The organism is Verrucosispora sp. NA02020 (assembly GCF_013364215.1).
GTDB lineage: Bacteria > Actinomycetota > Actinomycetes > Mycobacteriales > Micromonosporaceae > Micromonospora.
The window spans coordinates 933,732-950,896 of sequence record NZ_CP054923.1; the positions used below are offsets into that span (position 1 = coordinate 933,732).

The 17,165-nt window shown below is 71.5% G+C and carries 16 protein-coding genes and 1 tRNA gene; 13 read left to right on the forward strand and 4 right to left on the reverse strand.

Features of this window, described 5'->3' with window-relative positions:
* Nucleotides 1-128: 128 nt before the first annotated feature.
* Complete coding sequence (locus HUT12_RS03995; RefSeq protein WP_131057149.1) at nucleotides 129-980, reverse strand: alpha/beta fold hydrolase; 852 nt, start codon at nucleotides 978-980, stop codon at nucleotides 129-131.
* 79 nt (nucleotides 981-1,059) lie between these two features.
* The gene (locus HUT12_RS04000) at nucleotides 1,060-2,310 is read right to left on the reverse strand and encodes a hypothetical protein (protein WP_176092516.1); all 1,251 of its coding nucleotides are present in this window, start codon (nucleotides 2,308-2,310) and stop codon (nucleotides 1,060-1,062) included.
* Nucleotides 2,311-2,399: 89 nt separating this feature from the next.
* On the opposite strand from HUT12_RS04000, the gene HUT12_RS04005 reads away from it, so the two are divergent.
* From HUT12_RS04005 to HUT12_RS04030, 6 genes are all read left to right on the forward strand, one after another.
* Nucleotides 2,400-3,290, forward strand: a complete 891-nt coding sequence (locus HUT12_RS04005; protein ID WP_176092517.1) for a TatD family hydrolase — start codon at nucleotides 2,400-2,402, stop codon at nucleotides 3,288-3,290.
* A gap of 2 nt (nucleotides 3,291-3,292) precedes the next feature.
* Nucleotides 3,293-4,165 (forward strand): 16S rRNA (adenine(1518)-N(6)/adenine(1519)-N(6))-dimethyltransferase RsmA, encoded by an 873-nt coding sequence (gene rsmA, locus HUT12_RS04010; protein WP_176095644.1) that lies wholly within the window; start codon nucleotides 3,293-3,295, stop codon nucleotides 4,163-4,165.
* Between the two features lie 96 nt (nucleotides 4,166-4,261).
* Nucleotides 4,262-5,209, forward strand: coding sequence for a 4-(cytidine 5'-diphospho)-2-C-methyl-D-erythritol kinase (locus HUT12_RS04015; protein ID WP_176092518.1), 948 nt, complete (start codon nucleotides 4,262-4,264; stop codon nucleotides 5,207-5,209).
* 886 nt (nucleotides 5,210-6,095) lie between these two features.
* On the forward strand, nucleotides 6,096-7,898 hold the full coding sequence (locus HUT12_RS04020) for an ABC-F family ATP-binding cassette domain-containing protein (RefSeq protein ID WP_176092519.1): 1,803 nt from the start codon (nucleotides 6,096-6,098) through the stop codon (nucleotides 7,896-7,898).
* A 114-nt stretch (nucleotides 7,899-8,012) separates the two neighbouring features.
* Nucleotides 8,013-8,468 (forward strand): DUF4383 domain-containing protein, encoded by a 456-nt coding sequence (locus tag HUT12_RS04025; RefSeq protein WP_176092520.1) that lies wholly within the window; start codon nucleotides 8,013-8,015, stop codon nucleotides 8,466-8,468.
* Between the two features lie 225 nt (nucleotides 8,469-8,693).
* Nucleotides 8,694-9,173: a DUF4383 domain-containing protein gene (locus HUT12_RS04030; protein ID WP_176092521.1), complete on the forward strand. Its 480-nt coding sequence runs from the start codon at nucleotides 8,694-8,696 to the stop codon at nucleotides 9,171-9,173.
* Nucleotides 9,174-9,212: 39 nt separating this feature from the next.
* Here the strand turns inward: HUT12_RS04030 and HUT12_RS04035 are convergent, their stop codons facing one another.
* Together HUT12_RS04035 and HUT12_RS04040 are read right to left on the reverse strand one after the other, a co-directional pair.
* On the reverse strand, nucleotides 9,213-9,854 hold the full coding sequence (locus HUT12_RS04035) for a TetR/AcrR family transcriptional regulator (RefSeq protein WP_254877027.1): 642 nt from the start codon (nucleotides 9,852-9,854) through the stop codon (nucleotides 9,213-9,215).
* 159 nt (nucleotides 9,855-10,013) lie between these two features.
* On the reverse strand, nucleotides 10,014-10,979 hold the full coding sequence (locus HUT12_RS04040; RefSeq protein WP_131051676.1) for an acyl-CoA desaturase: 966 nt from the start codon (nucleotides 10,977-10,979) through the stop codon (nucleotides 10,014-10,016).
* Between the two features lie 132 nt (nucleotides 10,980-11,111).
* Here HUT12_RS04040 and HUT12_RS04045 point away from each other — a divergent pair, with 132 nt between their 5' ends.
* The 7 genes from HUT12_RS04045 (at nucleotide 11,112) to HUT12_RS04075 (ending at nucleotide 17,134) form a co-directional block, all read left to right on the forward strand.
* Nucleotides 11,112-11,840, forward strand: coding sequence for a helix-turn-helix domain-containing protein (locus HUT12_RS04045; protein ID WP_217705945.1), 729 nt, complete (start codon nucleotides 11,112-11,114; stop codon nucleotides 11,838-11,840).
* 44 nt (nucleotides 11,841-11,884) lie between these two features.
* Nucleotides 11,885-11,955 (forward strand) — tRNA-Gln (locus tag HUT12_RS04050).
* Between the two features lie 73 nt (nucleotides 11,956-12,028).
* Nucleotides 12,029-13,555 (forward strand): bifunctional UDP-N-acetylglucosamine diphosphorylase/glucosamine-1-phosphate N-acetyltransferase GlmU, encoded by a 1,527-nt coding sequence (glmU, locus tag HUT12_RS04055; protein ID WP_131051674.1) that lies wholly within the window; start codon nucleotides 12,029-12,031, stop codon nucleotides 13,553-13,555.
* Nucleotides 13,556-13,615: 60 nt separating this feature from the next.
* The gene (locus HUT12_RS04060; RefSeq protein WP_131051673.1) at nucleotides 13,616-14,596 is read left to right on the forward strand and encodes a ribose-phosphate diphosphokinase; all 981 of its coding nucleotides are present in this window, start codon (nucleotides 13,616-13,618) and stop codon (nucleotides 14,594-14,596) included.
* 306 nt (nucleotides 14,597-14,902) lie between these two features.
* Nucleotides 14,903-15,583 (forward strand): 50S ribosomal protein L25/general stress protein Ctc, encoded by a 681-nt coding sequence (locus HUT12_RS04065; protein WP_131051672.1) that lies wholly within the window; start codon nucleotides 14,903-14,905, stop codon nucleotides 15,581-15,583.
* A 109-nt stretch (nucleotides 15,584-15,692) separates the two neighbouring features.
* Complete coding sequence (gene pth / locus HUT12_RS04070; protein ID WP_131051671.1) at nucleotides 15,693-16,283, forward strand: aminoacyl-tRNA hydrolase; 591 nt, start codon at nucleotides 15,693-15,695, stop codon at nucleotides 16,281-16,283.
* 29 nt (nucleotides 16,284-16,312) lie between these two features.
* Nucleotides 16,313-17,134 (forward strand): inositol monophosphatase family protein, encoded by an 822-nt coding sequence (locus HUT12_RS04075; RefSeq protein ID WP_131051670.1) that lies wholly within the window; start codon nucleotides 16,313-16,315, stop codon nucleotides 17,132-17,134.
* Nucleotides 17,135-17,165 lie beyond the last annotated feature (31 nt).

Below are 17,165 nucleotides of genomic sequence, written 5' to 3' on the forward strand. Positions count from 1 at the left end.
GCCAGACACGGAGGTCGTCGCGACGTCGACGACCGGTGACGACACGTGCGGCGGGCGCGACCCCGACACCGGGATCGCGCCCGCCGCGCGTCGACCGGCCTGGGCCTACGCCCGCACCGGTGACCGGGTCAGGCCCGGACCATCGACGGCGACCCGATGAACTCCATGATCGCGTCGTTGACCTGGTCGGCGTTGGTCCACGGAATGCCGTGCGGGGCGCCCTTGAGGGTCACCAGCCGGCTGTCCGAGAGCAACGGCTGCAACCGCTGACCGGTCTTCGGGTACGGCAGGACCATGTCCTTGTCGCCCTGCACGAGCAGCATCGGCACGTCGATCCGCGACACGTCGGCCCGGAAGTCCGTGCCCCAGGCGTCCACGCAGTCGTGCGTGGCCTTGGCCGAGGCCCGCGCGCCGATCTCCCAGTGCGCCCGGTACGCATCCTCGCTGACCAGCTTGCCCCGGTTCTCGTCGTAGTTGAAGAACGTGTTGCAGAAATCGGTGAGGTACGCGAACCGGTCCTCGGTGATGGCCTTCTTGAACCCCTCGAAGAGGCTCGCCTCGACCCCCTCCGGGTTGTCCGGAGCCTGCCGCAGGTACGGCGCCAGCGGCGCCAGCAGCACCGCCCGGTCCACCCGGTCCGAGCCGTACGCACCCAGGTAACGGGTCACCTCACCGGTGCCCATCGAGTGCCCGACCAGGATCGTGTTGCGCAGGTCCAGCTCGGTCATCAGCACGTCGAGGTCGGCGGCCAGGGTGTCGTAGTCGTACCCGAAGGCCGGCTGCGCCGAGTTGCCGAAACCCCGTCGGTCGTACGTGATCACCCGGTACCCGGCCGAGAGCAGGGGATCGATCTGCTTCTCCCAGGTCGCCCCGTTGAACGGGAACCCGTGGATCAGCACGATCGGCTGACCCGAGCCGTGGTCCTCGTAGTACAGGTCGATGGGCGCGGAGTTCTCCGTCCCGACAGTGATGAAGGGCATGTCCACTCCTACGATTCAGACAACGCGGTCGCTCACGCATTCCCGCGTGACCTGCCGATATGCCCGAGCCGCCCCAGCGTCAGAGGACGTACGGGTGGTCCACCACCCGGTCGTCGGTCACCTCGACACCCGGCGCCCAGGTCTCGTAGACACCCCGTTCGTGACACTGCGCCCCGGTCGCCAGCACCGCGTCCGGATTCGGGCGTCGCAGCCGCAACCGCAGCCACCCCGACTCCTCCCGCAACACCAGACACGGCACCCCGCGCCAGGTGGCGACCCGCACCCGACGGCTCACCCCGTCGACCGGGTAGCGGGCGGCCCGCGTCAACGCCAGCACCCGGAACCCGCCGGGCAGATCCGCCACCGCCTCGTACTCCCCGCCGCCGTACGCGCCGACCAGCCGCGTCGACCGGGGAGCCTCGCCGGTCGGCACGTACTCCTGGTCCGGGGACAACCCCGGCACGGCGGCCAGCAGGTGCCGCCACTGCGGCCCGGCCATCCGCAACCAGCCGCGCTGCTCCGCCTGGTACGCGTAGAGCACCACCTCCGGCCCCTGCGCCGGGTACGCCAGCAGGGTGGCGTTGGCCGGCATCGGCAGGTCGGCGAAGTCGCGGGTGACGAACTCCGGGATCAGGTGATGACTGCTCGGCGTGAACCCGGTGCCCAGCACCGCCGGCCCCACCCGGTCGCGCGACCCCAACGCCGCCAGCCCCCGGTACGCCGCGCCGGCCGGCACGTCGTAGTCGGTCGGGTCGGCGGCCCGCCACCGCACCGCGTACGTCACGTCCACGCCGTCCTGGCTGCCCCCGCCGTCGGCCCGCAGCACCGACGTCGCCGCAGGCGTCCGCAGATGCGCCACGTCGTGTTCCCGGAAGCAGAAGCCGTGCGGCAACCAGCCCCGCACGAACCCGGCGAGCTGCCGGGCCGAGAGGACCTTCACCATCCGGGTGCCCCGACGCACCACCGCCGAGGCGCGTACCGCCGTGACCAGCGGATCGTCCGCCGCGTCGGGCTGCTGGCTGAGCCGGTGCACCTGCGACCAGCCGTGCTCGCGGTGCAGCGGCACCAGCAGCGGCGCCTCCGGCTCCTCGCTCGGCGCACCCGCCCCGTGCACCGCCGTCACCTCGCTGACGTGCACGAACCGCCGCCACGGCAGCGCCGAACCCGGCCGGGGCGCCCACTCGAAACCGGTCACCTCGTCGGCGCTGAACACCTCGTACGCCGCACCTCGGGCGATCTCGTCGGCCGCGTACACCGCGCCGCCGTACGTCACCCGCAGTCCGGTCCGCTGCCGCGCCGTGTCGTCGTCCGTTCGCGGCCCGATACTCACCGGAGCGACGGTAGGGGTCTCCGGCGTAGCCGAGGTGAACCACGGGTGGCGGGCGGGTGGAATCGGGCGGTGTGTGATGCTGTCGACTGATGAGCGAGCCCACCGAGTCCCGCCGCCAGCGCGCGTCCCGCCGCGCCGGCGAGTTCCCACCCGCGCCGGAGCCGCTGCCCCGGCCGGTGCTGGACAGCCACACCCACCTGGACATCACGGTGAACGAGGTCGGCGTCCCGCAGGGCAGCAGCGCCGCCGACCCGGTCGCCGCCGCGATCGAGGTCGCCGCCGCCGTCGGCGTGGACCGGCTGGTGCAGGTCGGCGTCGACGTCGAGTCCTCCCGCTGGGGCGCCGAGGTGGCCGGCAGGTACCCGGCGGTGGTCGCGACCGTGGCGCTGCACCCCAACGAGGCGCCCCGGTGCCACGACCTCGACGCCTCGCTGCGCGAGATCGAGACGCTGGCCGCCGAGGACCGGGTACGCGGCATCGGCGAGACGGGCATGGACTTCTACCGCACCGGCGACGAGGGCCGGGCCGCGCAGGAGGAGAGCTTCCGGGCCCACATCGCCATCGCCAAGCGGTACGCCAAGACGCTGGTCATCCACGACCGTGACGCGCACGCCGACGTGCTGCGCATCCTCGACGACGAGGGCGCACCGGAGACCGTGGTGCTGCACTGCTTCTCCGGCGACGCCGAGTTCGCGGCCGAGTGCGTCCGCCGGGGCTACCTGCTCAGCTTCGCCGGCACCGTCACCTTCGGCAGCGCCGGGGCACTACGGGAGGCCGCCGCGCTCACCCCGCTCGACCAGATCCTGGTGGAGACCGACGCGCCGTACCTGACCCCGATGCCGCACCGGGGCCGCCCCAACGCGTCGTACCTGATCCCGCTGACCGTCCGGGCGCTGGCCACCCACACCGGCGCCGACCTGGACGACCTCTGCGCCGCCATCTCCGCCACCGGCGAACGCGCCTTCGGGCCGTGGTCCTGACCGTGGCCGCAGACCTGCTCGGCCCGGCGGAGATCCGGGAACTCGCCACCCGGCTCGGCGTCGCCCCCACCAAGAAGTTCGGTCAGAACTTCGTCCACGACCCGAACACCGTCCGCCGGATCGTCACCACCGCCGGGCTGGCCCCGGACGACGTGGCCCTGGAGGTCGGCCCCGGCCTCGGTTCGCTCACCATCGGCCTGCTCCGCGCCGCCGCCCACGTGCACGCCGTCGAGATCGACTCGACGCTGGCCGGCGCGCTGCCGGACACCGCCGCCCGGCACGCCGGCCCGGAGGCCACCCGGCTCACCGTGCACCACGCCGACGCGCTCCGGATCGGCGCCGCCGCCCTGGCCGACCCGGCGCCCACCGCGCTGGTCGCGAACCTGCCCTACAACGTCGCCGTTCCGGTGGTGCTGCACCTGCTCGCCGAACTGCCCAGCCTCCGGCACGGCCTGGTGATGGTGCAGAAGGAGGTCGCCGACCGGCTCGTCGCCGGTCCCGGCTCCAAGGTGTACGGCGTGCCCTCGGTCAAGCTCGCCTGGTACTCCCGTTCCCGGGCCGCCGGCAAGGTGCCCCCGAACGTGTTCTGGCCGGTGCCCAACGTCGACTCCGGCCTGGTCGCCTTCACCCGCCGCGAACCACCCCGCGCCGACGTACCCCGGGCTGCGGTCTTCGCCGTGGTGGACGCCGCCTTCGCCCAGCGCCGCAAGACCCTGCGCGCCGCCCTCGCCGGCTGGGCGGGCGGTGCCGACCGGGCCGCCGCGGCGCTCACCGCCGCCGGAGTCGACCCCGGTGCACGTGGCGAGTCACTCACCGTCGAGCAGTTCGCCGCCATTGCCGCGTCGGCCCCGAACCACCCGTCGGCCGCGCAGTAGGCTGACGCGGACGCCGGTACCGGTCGCCGACACCGCCGAGGAGCTGATCGTGGAGAAGCCGTTCGACACCCGGATGCGTCCACGGGACACCGTCCGGTGACCGAGGCATGGCGACCGGAGGGTGAGGAACGGCGTGGTGCCGGCGGACCGGTCCGCGTACGGGTGCCCGCCAAGATCAACCTGCACCTGGGCGTCGGCCCGCTGCGACGCGACGGCTACCACGAGTTGAACACCATCTACCACGCGATCTCGATCTATGACGAGCTGACCGCGAGGCGGGGCGACACCCTCACCCTCACCATGGAGGGCGAGGGCACCGGAGAACTCGCCCTCGACGACTCCAACCTGGTCATCCGGGCCGCCCACGCCCTCGCCGGCTACAGCGGTGTGATGCCGCACGCCCGGCTGCACCTGCGCAAGCAGATCCCGCTCGCCGGTGGTCTCGCCGGTGGCAGTGCCGACGCCGCCGCCGCACTGGTCGCCTGCGACGCCCTCTGGGGCACCGGCCTGTCCCGCGACGAACTGGCCGGCATCGCCGCCGACCTCGGCTCGGACGTCCCCTTCCTCATCCACGGCGGCACCGCGCTCGGCACCGGCCGGGGCGAAGCGGTCAGCCCCGTGCTGGCCCGGCCCACCTCCTGGCACTGGGTCGTCGCCATCGCCGACAGTGGCCTCTCCACCCCACAGGCGTACCGGAAACTCGACCGGCTCCGCGACGCCGGCACCGCCGGTGAACCGCTCGGCAGCACCGACAGACTGCTCGGCGCGCTGCGCCAACGCGACCCCCGGGTGCTCGCCCCCACCCTCGGCAACGACCTGCAGGACGCCGCACTGGCCATGCGTCCCGCCCTCGCCGACACCCTCAAGGCCGGCGAGGCGGCCGGCGCGCTCGCCGGCATCGTCTCCGGTTCCGGCCCGACGTGCGTCTTCCTCACCGCCGGCGCCGCCGACGCCGAACGTATCGCCGCCGAACTGGAGGCCGCCGGCGTGTGCCGCGAGGCCCGCGTCGCCCACGGCCCGGTCCACGGCGCCCGCGTCAACTGACACCACCGCACCGGGCTGGCCCCTGACCTCGAGCCGCGTCAGGCGCGGGGCCGTGTTCACGGTGCGGTCCTGTCGCGCTGACGGCGGGGACGGTTCGCGTCAGGCGTGAGGTCGTGGTCGTGCGCGGTCCCTGTCGAGCTGACGGCGAGGACGGATCGCGCGGGTTGTCAGTCGGCGGAGGTCGTGGCCGGGGCGCGGCCACAGCGGGCTGATGGCGGGGACGGATCGCGCGTGGTGTCAGGTGGCCGGCTGTGGCGCCCAGCAGGGGCGCCGAGCGAGGCGGCCTGGTGTACGTTCCCTGTCGAGCTGATGGCGGGGACGGTTCACGCGTGGTGTCAGGCGGCGGGGCCGTGGCCGGAGCACCGCCCTCCGAGCTGATGGCGGGAACGGATCATGCTCGGGAGACTGCTGCTCTGCGCTTGTCACGCTGCGTGCAGTTCCTTGCTGGCATGTTCGCGCTGAACCGGGCGTACGGTCTCGGGTTCGGGTGGTTCGGGTGGCGCCGAGGTGGCGAGAGCATCGGCGGATCAGCTCGAAAGGCAGCCCAGCAGAGGTCCTGCCGGACCGTCGAACGGGGAAACACGGCGGGAACACGGCGAGGGAGCACGGCGGGAACGCGGCGGGGCGGACGGGCCGGGCGTTGCCGTGGAAGAGCCAGCTCCAGCAGGTGTCGGCTCCGCCCCGGGGGACGTCACCCTGGTCATGGGCGCGTGGGGAGCAAGGTGAGCGTCGGTGGGTCGGTGCTACCGGGGCAGGGTGGGCCGGAGGGGTGGCGGGCCCGGTCGGGCGGGCGCCGAGGGGTGGCGGTGTTCCGCGTACCCTGGGAGGCCAGGCGTCCCCAGGTGCCCGCCGGCACCGGGACGCCTTGATCATGGAAGGTGGGTTCGTGGCCAACATCGTCAACCTGGACCGGGTGTCCAAGGGCTACGGCGCCGCCGGGCCGCTGCTCACCGACGTCTCGCTCGGTCTGGACGACGCTGACCGGATCGGTGTGGTCGGGCTCAACGGCGCCGGTAAGTCGACGCTGCTACGGCTGCTCACCCGGACCGAGGAACCCGACGACGGACGGGTCACCCACCGCCGTGACCTGCGCGTCTCCTGGCTGCCGCAGAACCTCACCCTCAGTCCCGAGGCCACTGTCCGGGACGTCGTCCTGGGCACCGAGTGGCTCGCCGAGAGCATGGGCGCCGAACACGAGTGGGCCGGCGACGCGGGCGTCCGCGCCATCCTCGACGGGCTCGGCATGCCGCACCTGGGCCTCGACGCCACGGTCGGGCCGATGTCCGGCGGTGAGCGCCGCCGCGTGGCGCTGGCCGCGCTGCTGGTCCGCGACGCCGACCTGCTGATCCTCGACGAGCCCACCAACCACCTCGACGTCGGCGGCGTCGACTGGCTGGCCCACCACCTGCTCGGCCGCAAGGGCGCCCTGGTCGTGGTCACCCACGACCGCTGGTTCCTCGACGCGGTCTGCACCCAGACCTGGGAGGTCGCCGACCAGGCGGTCCGGGCCTACGAGGGCGGTTACGCCGCCTGGATCCTCGCCCGGGCCGAACGCGAACGCATCGCCGCCGCCACCGAGGCCCGGCGGCAGAACCTGCTCCGCAAGGAGATCGCCTGGCTGCGCCGGGGCCCGCCGGCCCGGACCTCCAAGCCGAAGTTCCGCATCGACGCCGCCAACGCCCTCATCGCCGACGTGCCGCCGGCGCGCGACACCATGTCGTTGCAACGGCTGGCCACCGCCCGGCTCGGCAAGCAGGTGTACGACCTGGAGGGCGTCCGCCTGCACGCTGGTCCCAAGACCATCCTGGAGGACGCCACCTGGCAGGTCGGCCCCGGCGACCGCGTCGCGATCCTCGGTGCCAACGGTGCGGGCAAGACCACCCTGCTGCGGATGCTCGCCGGCATCACCCGCCCCGACGGCGGGCGACTGGTCACCGGCTCCACGGTACGACCCGCCTTTCTCTCCCAGGAGTTGGCCGAACTCCCCAGCGAACTCCGGGTCCTGGAAGCCGTCGAGGAGGTCGCCCGACGGGTACGCCTCGGCGACCGGGAGATCTCCGCCGCGCAGCTCGCCGAGGTGTTCGGCTTCGACGACCGGCGGCTCTGGACCCCGGTCGGTGACCTCTCCGGCGGGGAGCGGCGGCGCCTCCAGATGCTGCGCCTGCTCGCCGGGGAACCGAACGTGCTGCTGTTCGACGAACCCACCAACGACCTCGACACCGACACCCTGGCCGCGCTGGAGGACCTGCTCGACTCCTGGCCCGGCACCATCGTGGTGGCCAGCCACGACCGCTACCTCATCGAGCGGGTCGCCGACACCGCGTACGGCATGTTCGGCGACGGCCGACTGGTGCACCTGCCCGGCGGCGTCGAGGAGTACCTGGCGCGTACCGCCGGCCGGCCGGGCGCGGGGCGCAGCGTCACGCCCCCGGCTGCCGCGCCCACCGGCGGCGGCGGGGGAATGAGCGCCGCCGAGGCCCGGCAGGCGCGCAAGGAGCTGACCCGCCTCGAACGGCAGGTCGGCAAGCTGGAGCAGAAGGAGGCGGCACTGCTCGACCAGCTCGCCGCCAACGCCACCGACTACTCCAAGGTGGCCGAGCTGGACGCCCAACTGGGTCAGGTCCGCGCGGAGCGGGAGCAGGTCGAGGAAGCCTGGCTCGCCCTGGCCGACGAGATCCCCGCCGGCTGACCGCCGGCCCGTCCGCCCGACCTGCGACCTCCGGGTACCCCGTGTGCGGCGTCACACGGCCGGGTACGGGAGAATCGCCGTCGACCCTCACCCAACGGCGTTGGAGACACAGACATGGCGCACACTCCCGTCAACCACCCCGCGCGGCCGATCTACCGGGCGATCGGCGGGCTGACCGGTCTGTACCTGGTGGTCTTCGGTGTGCTCGGACTCGTCAGCAGCACCGGTGAGCCCGCCTTCGGCCTGAGCGACACCCGGGTCCTGGGGCAGGGCACCAACCTCGGATTTTCGATCTTCTGCCTGGTGGTCGGCGGTCTGGTCCTGTTCGGCACCGTGATCGGTCGCAACCTGGACGTGCTGATCAATCAGTGGACCGCCTACGTGATCATGGTGGTCAGCCTCGGCGGGCTCGCCTTCATCCGCACCGAGGCCAACATCTTCAACATGAGCGTGGCCAGTGTCGTCGTGCTGATGGTTCTCGGCCTGGCGCTGCTGATGGCCGGCATGTACGGCAAGGTCGGTAGCGAGGACGAGCACGAGGCGTGGCAGAAGGCTCGGCTGGTGCTCTGATCTTTTCGGTTGCGGTGGTGGTTCTCGCCGGGGTTGCGGTGGTGGGTTTTCGCCGGAGCCCGACCCGCTCCGGGCGGTCAGGCTTGATCCCTGCGCGGGTCGGGCTCCGGCGAAAACCTGTCGGGGCCCGGTCCGCCCGAGACTGATTCTCCGCAGGTTCTGCCCTTGGTCAGCTTCTCAGTGGGGGACAATTGTCCTGATTGTTCCCCTGTTGGTGGAGGACCGATGCCGCACTTTCCGATCAACCACCCGGCGCGGCCGATCTACCGGGTGCTCTCCGGCCTGATCGGGCTCTACATCCTGGTCTTCGGCGTCTGGGGCACCGCACTCACCTGGGGCGAGCCGCTGTTCGCCCGAGGCAGCAACTGGGCTCTCGGGCTCCGCACCAACCTGGCCTTCTCGCTGGTCTCCATCGTCTTCGGGATCGTGCTCATCGTCGGCGCATCCCGGCGCGGCAACCTCGGCCACTACATGAACCTGACCGCGGGGATCGTCTTCCTGGTCACCAGCATCCTGATGATGTCGGTGCTCCAGACCGAGGCCAACTTCCTGAACTTCTCGATGTCGACCGTGGTCGTCTCGATGCTCTTCGGCCTGATCCTGCTCGGCACCGGCCTGTACGACAAGGTCGGTCCGCCCGAGCACGCCGAGGACGAACGCAATCGCCGCTACCACCCGGTCGCCGAGGCCCACCGCCGCCGCTGATTCCCGTCGCCACCAGGGCGTCGCCCCGGGCGGGAGCCCTCAGCGCATGCGCGTCGTGGTCAGCCCCGGCTTCGCCTCCAGGTGCGACAACCCGTTCCAGGACAGGTTCACCAGGTGCGCCGCCACCGTCTCCTTGCGCGGCTTGCGCACCTCCAGCCACCACCGGCCGGTCAACGCCACCATCCCGACCAGCGCCTGTGCGTACAGCTCGGCCAGCTTCGCGTCGTACCCCCGGCTGGAGAACTCCGCGCCCAGGATGTGCTCCACCTGGTGCGCGACGTCGTTCATCACACTGCTGAAGTTGCCCGTCGCGGAGAGCACCGGCGACTCCCGCACCAGGACCCGGAAACCGCTGGTCTCCTCCTCGATGTACCCGAGCAGGGCCAACGCCGCCTGCTCCAGCAACTCCCGAGGATGACCGGCGGTCAACGCGGTGGTGATCCGGTCCAGAAGTGCGCGGACCTCCCGGTCCACCACCACCGCGTAGAGCCCCTCCTTGCCGCCGAAGTGCTCGTAGACCACCGGCTTGGAGACCTTGGCGCGGGACGCCACCTCCTCGATGGAGGTGGCGTCGAAACCGCGCTCGGCGAAGATCTGCCGACCGATCGAGATCAACTGCTCACGGCGCTGCGCCGCCGACATGCGTACCCGGGACGGCGCCTTCGTCGACGTGGCGGGCACCGCGCGCCGACGACGCTTGCCGCTCTCGTCGCTCGTCACCTCGGCCACCTCGTCACCTCGCGGGCGCTCCGTGACGCCTGTCGTGGGATCCTGCTCGCGCTCTGCCCGGTCACCCGAACATACTGCCAGGTAACTTGTCGGTCGGTCGCCCGGTCACCGTCAGGCCGGCCCGGGTTCCGCCGGTTTCACGAGCTTCGACGCGAGCCGCTCCGGCTTCGGCCAGCGGACGTCCCAGGCGGCTCCCGCCTTCTCGAACAGCCAGATCACCCGGGCCGAGATGTCGATCTGGCCGCGCAGCACCCCATGCCGGGCACTCGTCGGATCGGCGTGGTGCAGGTTGTGCCAGCTCTCCCCGAACGACACCAACGCCAGCGGCCAGAAGTTGGCCGCCCGGTCACCCTGCCGCATCATGAACGGTCGCTCACCATAGACGTGGCACACCGAGTTGATCGACCAGGTGACGTGGTGCAGCAGGGAGATGCGGACCAGGCCCGCCCAGAACAGCGCGGTCAGCGCCCCCTGCCAGCTCCACGTCAGCAGCCCGCCCATCAGCGCCGGACCCAGCACCGAGGCGGCCGCCAACAGGGGAAAGAGCGCGCTCGTCCGGCGGATGTCCCGGTCGGCCAACAGGTCCGGAGCGAAGCGCTCCCGGTTGGACAGCTCACGGCCGAACAGCCAGCCGACGTGCGCGTGGAACAGGCCCTTGGTCAGTCCACGCAGCGTCGTCCCGAACCGCCACGGCGAGTGCGGGTCCCCCTCCAGGTCGGAGAAGGCGTGGTGACGCCGGTGGTCGGCGACCCACTGGATGATGTCGCCCTGCACGGCGAGCGAACCGGAGACGGCCAGCGCGATCCGCAGCCACCGCTTCGCCTTGAACGACCCGTGGGTGAAGTAGCGGTGGTAGCCGACCGTGATGCCCAGGCCGGCAAGCACGTACCAGAATGCCGCGACACCCACGTCGACCCAGCTCAGCCAGCCGCCCCAGGCGACCGGTACGGCGGCGACCAGTGCGGCGAACGGAATCACCACGAACGCCCAGAGCGCGACCAGGATGCCGCGCGACTGGGTGCCCTCGGTGAGGGGCTTCGGCCCGGTCGGGTGGGAGTCGAGAACAGCGCTGGACATGGCACCTCGCAGGGAACGATGAGACAGCAAACTACGCCTACGTCACCGTAACTTAAGCCGTCGGAAGATCACATCTGGCAGCGATGCCTACCGATGCCCGGAGTGTCACACCCCCGCCCTAGCCTGCACCCCATGACCGATTCTGGCGTCCGACGTTCCCGTGCCAAGGACGAGTTGCGTGCCGAGGCGCTGGTGTTGCGGTCCGCCGGCCACTCGGTGCCGGAGATCGCGCGGCGGTTGGGGGTGAGTCGCTCGCCGGCCTATCTGTGGGTTCGGCACCTTCCCTTGAAGCGCGATCCGGACGATGTGCGGGAGCGTCGGCGCGCCCACTCCAAGGTCATGACCGACGCTCAGTGGGGGGAGTATCGACAGGAGCGTGATGCGGCGCGTGCGGCCACCATCGAGGCGGCCGCCGGGTGGGTCAAGAGCGTGCGATATCGCGAGTTGGTGTTGGTCGGCGCGGCGCTGTACTGGGCCGAGGGCACCAAGGTCAAGCCCTGGCGGCCGAACGACTGTCGGGTGCGTTTCGTCAACAGCGACCCGGCGTTGGTCGCCCTGTTCGTGCGCTTCGTTGAGGCGCTGGGCGAGCGGCGGGAAGCGTTGCGGTACCGCGTCTCGATCCACGAGACCGCCGACGCCGCGCAGGCGGTCAGGTGGTGGGCGGAGCGGGTGGGAGTGTCGCCCGAGTCGTTCCAGCCCACCACGCTCAAGCGGCACCGTCCCGCGACTGTCCGGCTCAACACCGGGGAGACCTATCGGGGCTGCCTGAGTGTCGAAGTGCCGCGGTCCCGTCGGTTGTATTGGAAGATCGAAGGGATCATGAAGGGTGTGAGCGATGGCGTCGGCGACGCGGGGCGCTAAAGTGTAGGAGTCCGGCAAGCCGAGAGTTTGTCCGTTTTAGACCGTCCCGGGTCGTCTAATGGCAGGACGTCAGGTTTTGGTCCTGATTGTAGGGGTTCGAGTCCTCTCCCGGGAGCTTCACCTGATCTGTGGCTGAAGCCTGGTTAGCATGGCCGCGAGACTGTCCGCGTCCCGACGGGAGCCACCTCGTGTCCGAGCCCTACCCCCGTACCGTCGTCGTCCTTGCCGCCGGGGAGGGCAAGCGGATGAAGTCCGCGTTGCCCAAGGTGTTGCACCCGCTGCTCGGCCGGACGCTGCTCGGGCACGTGCTGAACGCGGCGCAGCCGCTGTCGGCGGAGCGGACGATGGTGGTGGTCGGGCACGGCGCGGACCAGGTCCGGGCGCATCTGGCCGAGGCCGCGCCGGACGCTGTACCGGTGTTGCAGGCCGAGCAGCTCGGCACCGGGCACGCGGTCAGGATCGCGCTGGAGGCCGCACCGGAGGCGTCCGGCACGGTGGTGGTGCTCAACGGCGACGTGCCGCTGCTGCGGCCGGAGACGGTGGCCGGGCTGGTCGCGGCGCACGAGAGCGAGCGGGCGGCGGCGACGGTGCTGGCTGCCGAGGTGCCGGATCCCACCGGCCTGGGCCGGATCGTGCGCGACGCCGACGGCCGGTTGGAGCAGATCGTCGAGCAGCGCGACGCCACTGCGGCACAGCTCGCCGTCCGGGAGATCAACGCCGGCATCTACGCCTTCGACGCGGGCCGGCTGCGGGACGTGCTCGGCAAGCTCTCCACCGACAACGACCAGGGTGAGGAGTACCTCACCGACGTCTTCCGGCTGCTCGTGTCGGCCGGTGAGCCGGTCGGCGTGCACCTGGCCGGCGACCACGCCGAGACGCTCGGCTGCAACGACCGGGTGGAGTTGGCGGCGCTACGGCGGCTGCTGCGGGACCGGGTCAACGAGCGCTGGATGCGTACCGGGGTGAGTCTGCTGGACCCGGAGACGACGTGGATCGACGTGACGGTGGCCCTGGACCGGGACGCGGTCGTGGACCAGAACACCCAGTTGCGCGGCGGTTCGGTGGTCGGCGCGGGCGCGGTGGTCGGACCGGACGTGACGCTGATCGACACGGTGGTCGGGCCGGGCGCGACGGTGCTGCGCAGCCACGCGGTCGGTGCCGAGGTGGGCGCGGGCGCGAGCGTGGGGCCGTACGCGTACCTGCGACCGGCGGCGCGGCTGGCCGAGAAGTCGAAGGTGGGCACGTTCGTCGAGGTGAAGAACTCCGAGGTGGGGCCGGGCGCCAAGGTGCCGCACCTGTCGTACGTGGGTGACGCGACGATCGGGGCGCGGGCCAACATCGGCGCGGCGACGATCTTCGTGAACTACGACGGGGTGAACAAGCACCGCACGGTGGTGGGCGAGGCCGCCTTCGTCGGCTGCGACACCAGCCTGATCGCCCCGGTCGAGGTGGGCGCCGGCGCGTACGTGGCGGCGGGCAGTGCGATCAGCAAGGACGTGCCGCCGGGTGCGTTGGGTGTGACGCGGGCGCCACAACGCAACGTCGAGGACTGGGTGACCCGCAGGCGGTCGGGTACGACGTCGGCGGCGGCTGCCGAGCGGGCCTTGCAGGGTGCTCCGGGTGTGACCTCGGCCGCAAGTGAAGGTGAGGCAATCCACGGCGCCGCCGAGTCGGTGGGCGGTGCGCCGGGGGCGGGAGATACTGCAACCGAATAGTCCCCGGTCGACCACCACCGTGGCCGGGTACCACCGACCAATACGGGAGCAGACGGGCCCATGGGCAGCATCGTCGCCGAAAACCGCAAGAGCCTGATGCTCTTTTCCGGACGTGGGTTTCCGGAGCTGGCCAGGGAGATCGGTGAGGTGCTCGGCGTCGCGCCGACGCCGGCCGACGCGTACGAGTTCGCCAACGGCGAGATCTTCGTACGGTTCAAGGACTCGGTGCGGGGGTCGGACGCCTTCGTGGTGCAGTCCGTCACGCACGGGGTGAACACGTGGGTCATGGAGACCCTGATCATGGTCGACGCGTTGAAGCGCGGGTCGGCGAAGCGGATCACGGTCGTGTTGCCGTTCTATCCGTACGCGCGGCAGGACAAGAAGCACCGGGGGCGGGAGCCGATCTCGGCCCGGCTGATCGCCGACCTGTTGAAGACGGCGGGGGCGAACCGGATCCTCACCGTGGACCTGCACACGGCGCAGATCCAGGGCTTCTTCGACGGGCCGGTGGACCACCTGTTCGCGATGGACATCCTGGCCGAGTACGTGGAGCGCAAGTACGCGGGCCGGCCGATGACCGTGGTCGCGCCGGACTCGGGTCGGGTGCGGGTGGCCGAGCGGTGGACCGACCGGTTGGGCGGCTGCCCGCTGGCCTTCATCCACAAGACGCGGGACCCGATGAAGCCGAACCAGGTGGTGGCGAACCGGGTGGTCGGTGAGGTCGAGGGTCGGGTCTGCCTGATCGTCGACGACATGATCGACACGGGCGGCACGATCTGCAAGGCGGCGGACATTCTCAAGGAGTCCGGCGCGGCGGACGTGATCGTGGCGTCCACCCACGCGCTGCTCTCCGACCCGGCGACCGAGCGGCTGAAGAACAGCCCGATCAGCGAGGTCGTGGTGACCAACACGCTGCCGTTGCCGCCGGAGAAGCAGCTCGACAAGCTCACCGTGCTCTCCATCGCGCCGCTGTTGGCCCGGGCGATCCGTGAGGTGTTCGACGACGGCTCGGTGACCACCCTGTTCGGCGGGTTGAGCTGACGCCGGTCCGGGCGGGTCGGTCGATCGGACCGGCCCGTCCGGGGGCGTCGATGATCGGCTGGTCGGCGGCGGTGAGCTGCCCGGTCGGCTCCGGCGGGGACTGCCGGAACTTCGGGAATCCGCTCGGGTAGACTGGTGCGGTTGCCACGGCGAGGGTGCCCTGCGGGCCGCTGAGAAGCGCCGCACGGAGGCACCGTGATCGACGCGGTGCTCCGGGCAGTCGTTGTGACGCATGAGCCCTTGCGAGCCCCCCGCCCAGCACCGCCAGACGACAAGCTGCCGTAGCGAAGCATCAGGAGTTTCCCCGTGTCCGAGGTAAAGATCAGCGCCGAGCCCCGCACCGAGTTCGGCAAGGGTGGTGCCCGCCGTACCCGCCGGGCCGGCAAGGTGCCCGCCGTGCTGTACGGCCATGGCGAGAAGCCCAAGCACATCGCGCTCCCGGCCCGCGAGTTCGCGGCGGCCATCCGTAACGGTGGCGCCAACCAGCTCCTGGCGCTCGACATCAGCGACGGCACGCAGGCTCTGGCGCTGCCGAAGGCGATCCAGCGGGACCCGATCAAGGACACCTTCGAGCACGTCGACCTGCTGCTGGTGCGTCGGGGCGAGAAGGTCACCGTGGACGTGCCGGTGCAGCTGACCGGTGAGGCGGCGCGGGACACGCTGATCGTGCACGACCACGACACCCTCTCGGTGACCGCCGACGCCACCAAGGTGCCGGATCACCTGGAGGCGTCGATCGAGGGTGCGCAGGCCGGCTCCCAGGTCACCGCCGCCGACGTGCAGCTTCCGTCGGGCGTCGAGCTGGCCGCCGACCCGGAGATGGCGGTCGCCACCGTCACCGCGGCACCGACCGCGGAGCAGTTGGAGGCGACGCTGCCCGAGGCCGAGGCGGCGGACGCCGAGGCCGAGGCTGAGGCCGGCGAGGAGACCGCCGAGGCTGGCGAGTCGGCCGGCGAGGAGACCGCCGAGGCCAAGACCGAGGCCTGATCGGTCCGCAGGCTGTGCGACAGGCGTCCCCGTGCTCCGGGGGCGCCTGTCGACGTATCGGGGACGGCCGCCGGGTGGCGGTCCGCCGGGACGAGGAAAGGGGCGGGCGGTGACGGACGAGACCGGGCCCTGGCTGGTGGTCGGTCTGGGCAACCCGGGTCGGGAGTACGCGGGCAACCGGCACAACGTCGGTTTCCTGGTCGCGGACCTGTTGGCGGGTCGGCTGGGCAGCAGGTTCGGTCGGCACAAGCGGGCGGTGGCGGAGGTCGCCGAGGGGCGCCTCGGTCTGGGCGGCCCGAAGTTGGTGCTGGTCAAGCCGTTGACGTACATGAACCTTTCGGGTGGGCCGGTGGCCGGTCTGGCGCAGTTCCACAAGGTGCCGCCGGGGCAGGTGATCGCGGTGCACGACGAGCTGGACATCGCGTACGGCCAGGTGCGGGTGAAGTGCGGTGGCGGCGAGGGCGGGCACAACGGTCTGCGCTCGATGTCGAAGTCGCTGGGCACGAAGGACTACGTACGGGTGCGGTTCGGGATCGGGCGTCCGCCGGGGCGGCAGGATCCGGCGGACTACGTGCTGTCGGATTTCGGCGCGGTGGAGCGCAAGGAGTTGGAGTTCCTGGTGGATAGGGCGGCGGACGTGGTGGAATCCGTGGTCATCCGAGGCGTCGAACCGACGCAGAACCTCTACCACGGTGCCTGAGGTACGGCTGTGACGACGGGAGCGCGAGTATGAGCAGTCCACCCACGGCCGACGGGGCGTTCGCGCGGTGGTTGGCGGCCCGTGCCGGTCAGGCGTTGCTGCGCCTGCGGGCGGAGACGGGGTTCGCCGACGCCGGTGCGTTGAAGGCGGCGGGGGACAAGGTCTCGCACGACCTGATCCGGACCGAGCTGGCGAAGTGGCGTCCGGACGACGCGGTGCTCTCCGAGGAGGACGAGGGTTCCCGGCTGGCGTGGACGGCCGAGGTGAACGAGGCGTCGATCTCCCGGCTGGTCGCCGAGCGGGTGTGGATCATCGACCCGCTGGACGGTACCCGTGAGTTCAGCGAGGAGGGGCGCGCGGACTGGGCGGTGCACGTGGCGCTCTGGGCGCGGGACGCGTCGACATCCCACGGTCTGGTGGCGGGTGCTGTCGGATTGCCGGCACAGCAGCAGGTGTTGGCCACGGACGTCCCTCCGGCGTACCCGGCGGAGGCGGCCGGGGGCGAGGGCCGGCGGCTGCGTCTGGCGGCCAGCCGAAGTCGGCCGCCGGTGTTCCTGACCGACCTCGCCGAGGAGGTCGGGGCGGAGTTGGTGCCGATGGGATCGGCCGGTGCGAAGATCGCCGCAGTGGTGACCGGCGAGGTGGACGCCTACATTCACGCCGGGGGTCAGTACGAGTGGGACTCGGCGGCGCCGGTGGCTGTGGCGACGGCCACCGGACTGCACGCTTCCCGGATCGACGGTTCTGCGCTGAAATACAACGAGGCCGACCCGCGTCTGCCTGACCTGCTGGTGTGCCGTGCGGATCTCGCCAGCCGGTTACTTGCAGCGTTGCACCGGCATAGCGGGTAGCCTGGCGCTACTTTCTGACATCCCCGACCGG

Excerpts from the sequence above, each read along its gene's own strand:
- HUT12_RS04005 (WP_176092517.1), top strand. The coding sequence starts at position 2,400 with ATGAGCGAGCCCACCGAGTCCCGCCGCCAGCGCGCGTCCCGCCGCGCC.
- HUT12_RS04045 (WP_217705945.1), top strand. The coding sequence starts at position 11,112 with ATGACCGATTCTGGCGTCCGACGTTCCCGTGCCAAGGACGAGTTGCGT.
- HUT12_RS03995 (WP_131057149.1), bottom strand. The coding sequence starts at position 980 with ATGCCCTTCATCACTGTCGGGACGGAGAACTCCGCGCCCATCGACCTG.
- HUT12_RS04025 (WP_176092520.1), top strand. The coding sequence starts at position 8,013 with ATGGCGCACACTCCCGTCAACCACCCCGCGCGGCCGATCTACCGGGCG.
- HUT12_RS04040 (WP_131051676.1), bottom strand. The coding sequence starts at position 10,979 with ATGTCCAGCGCTGTTCTCGACTCCCACCCGACCGGGCCGAAGCCCCTC.
- HUT12_RS04030 (WP_176092521.1), top strand. The coding sequence starts at position 8,694 with ATGCCGCACTTTCCGATCAACCACCCGGCGCGGCCGATCTACCGGGTG.
- HUT12_RS04060 (WP_131051673.1), top strand. The coding sequence starts at position 13,616 with ATGGGCAGCATCGTCGCCGAAAACCGCAAGAGCCTGATGCTCTTTTCC.
- HUT12_RS04075 (WP_131051670.1), top strand. The coding sequence starts at position 16,313 with ATGAGCAGTCCACCCACGGCCGACGGGGCGTTCGCGCGGTGGTTGGCG.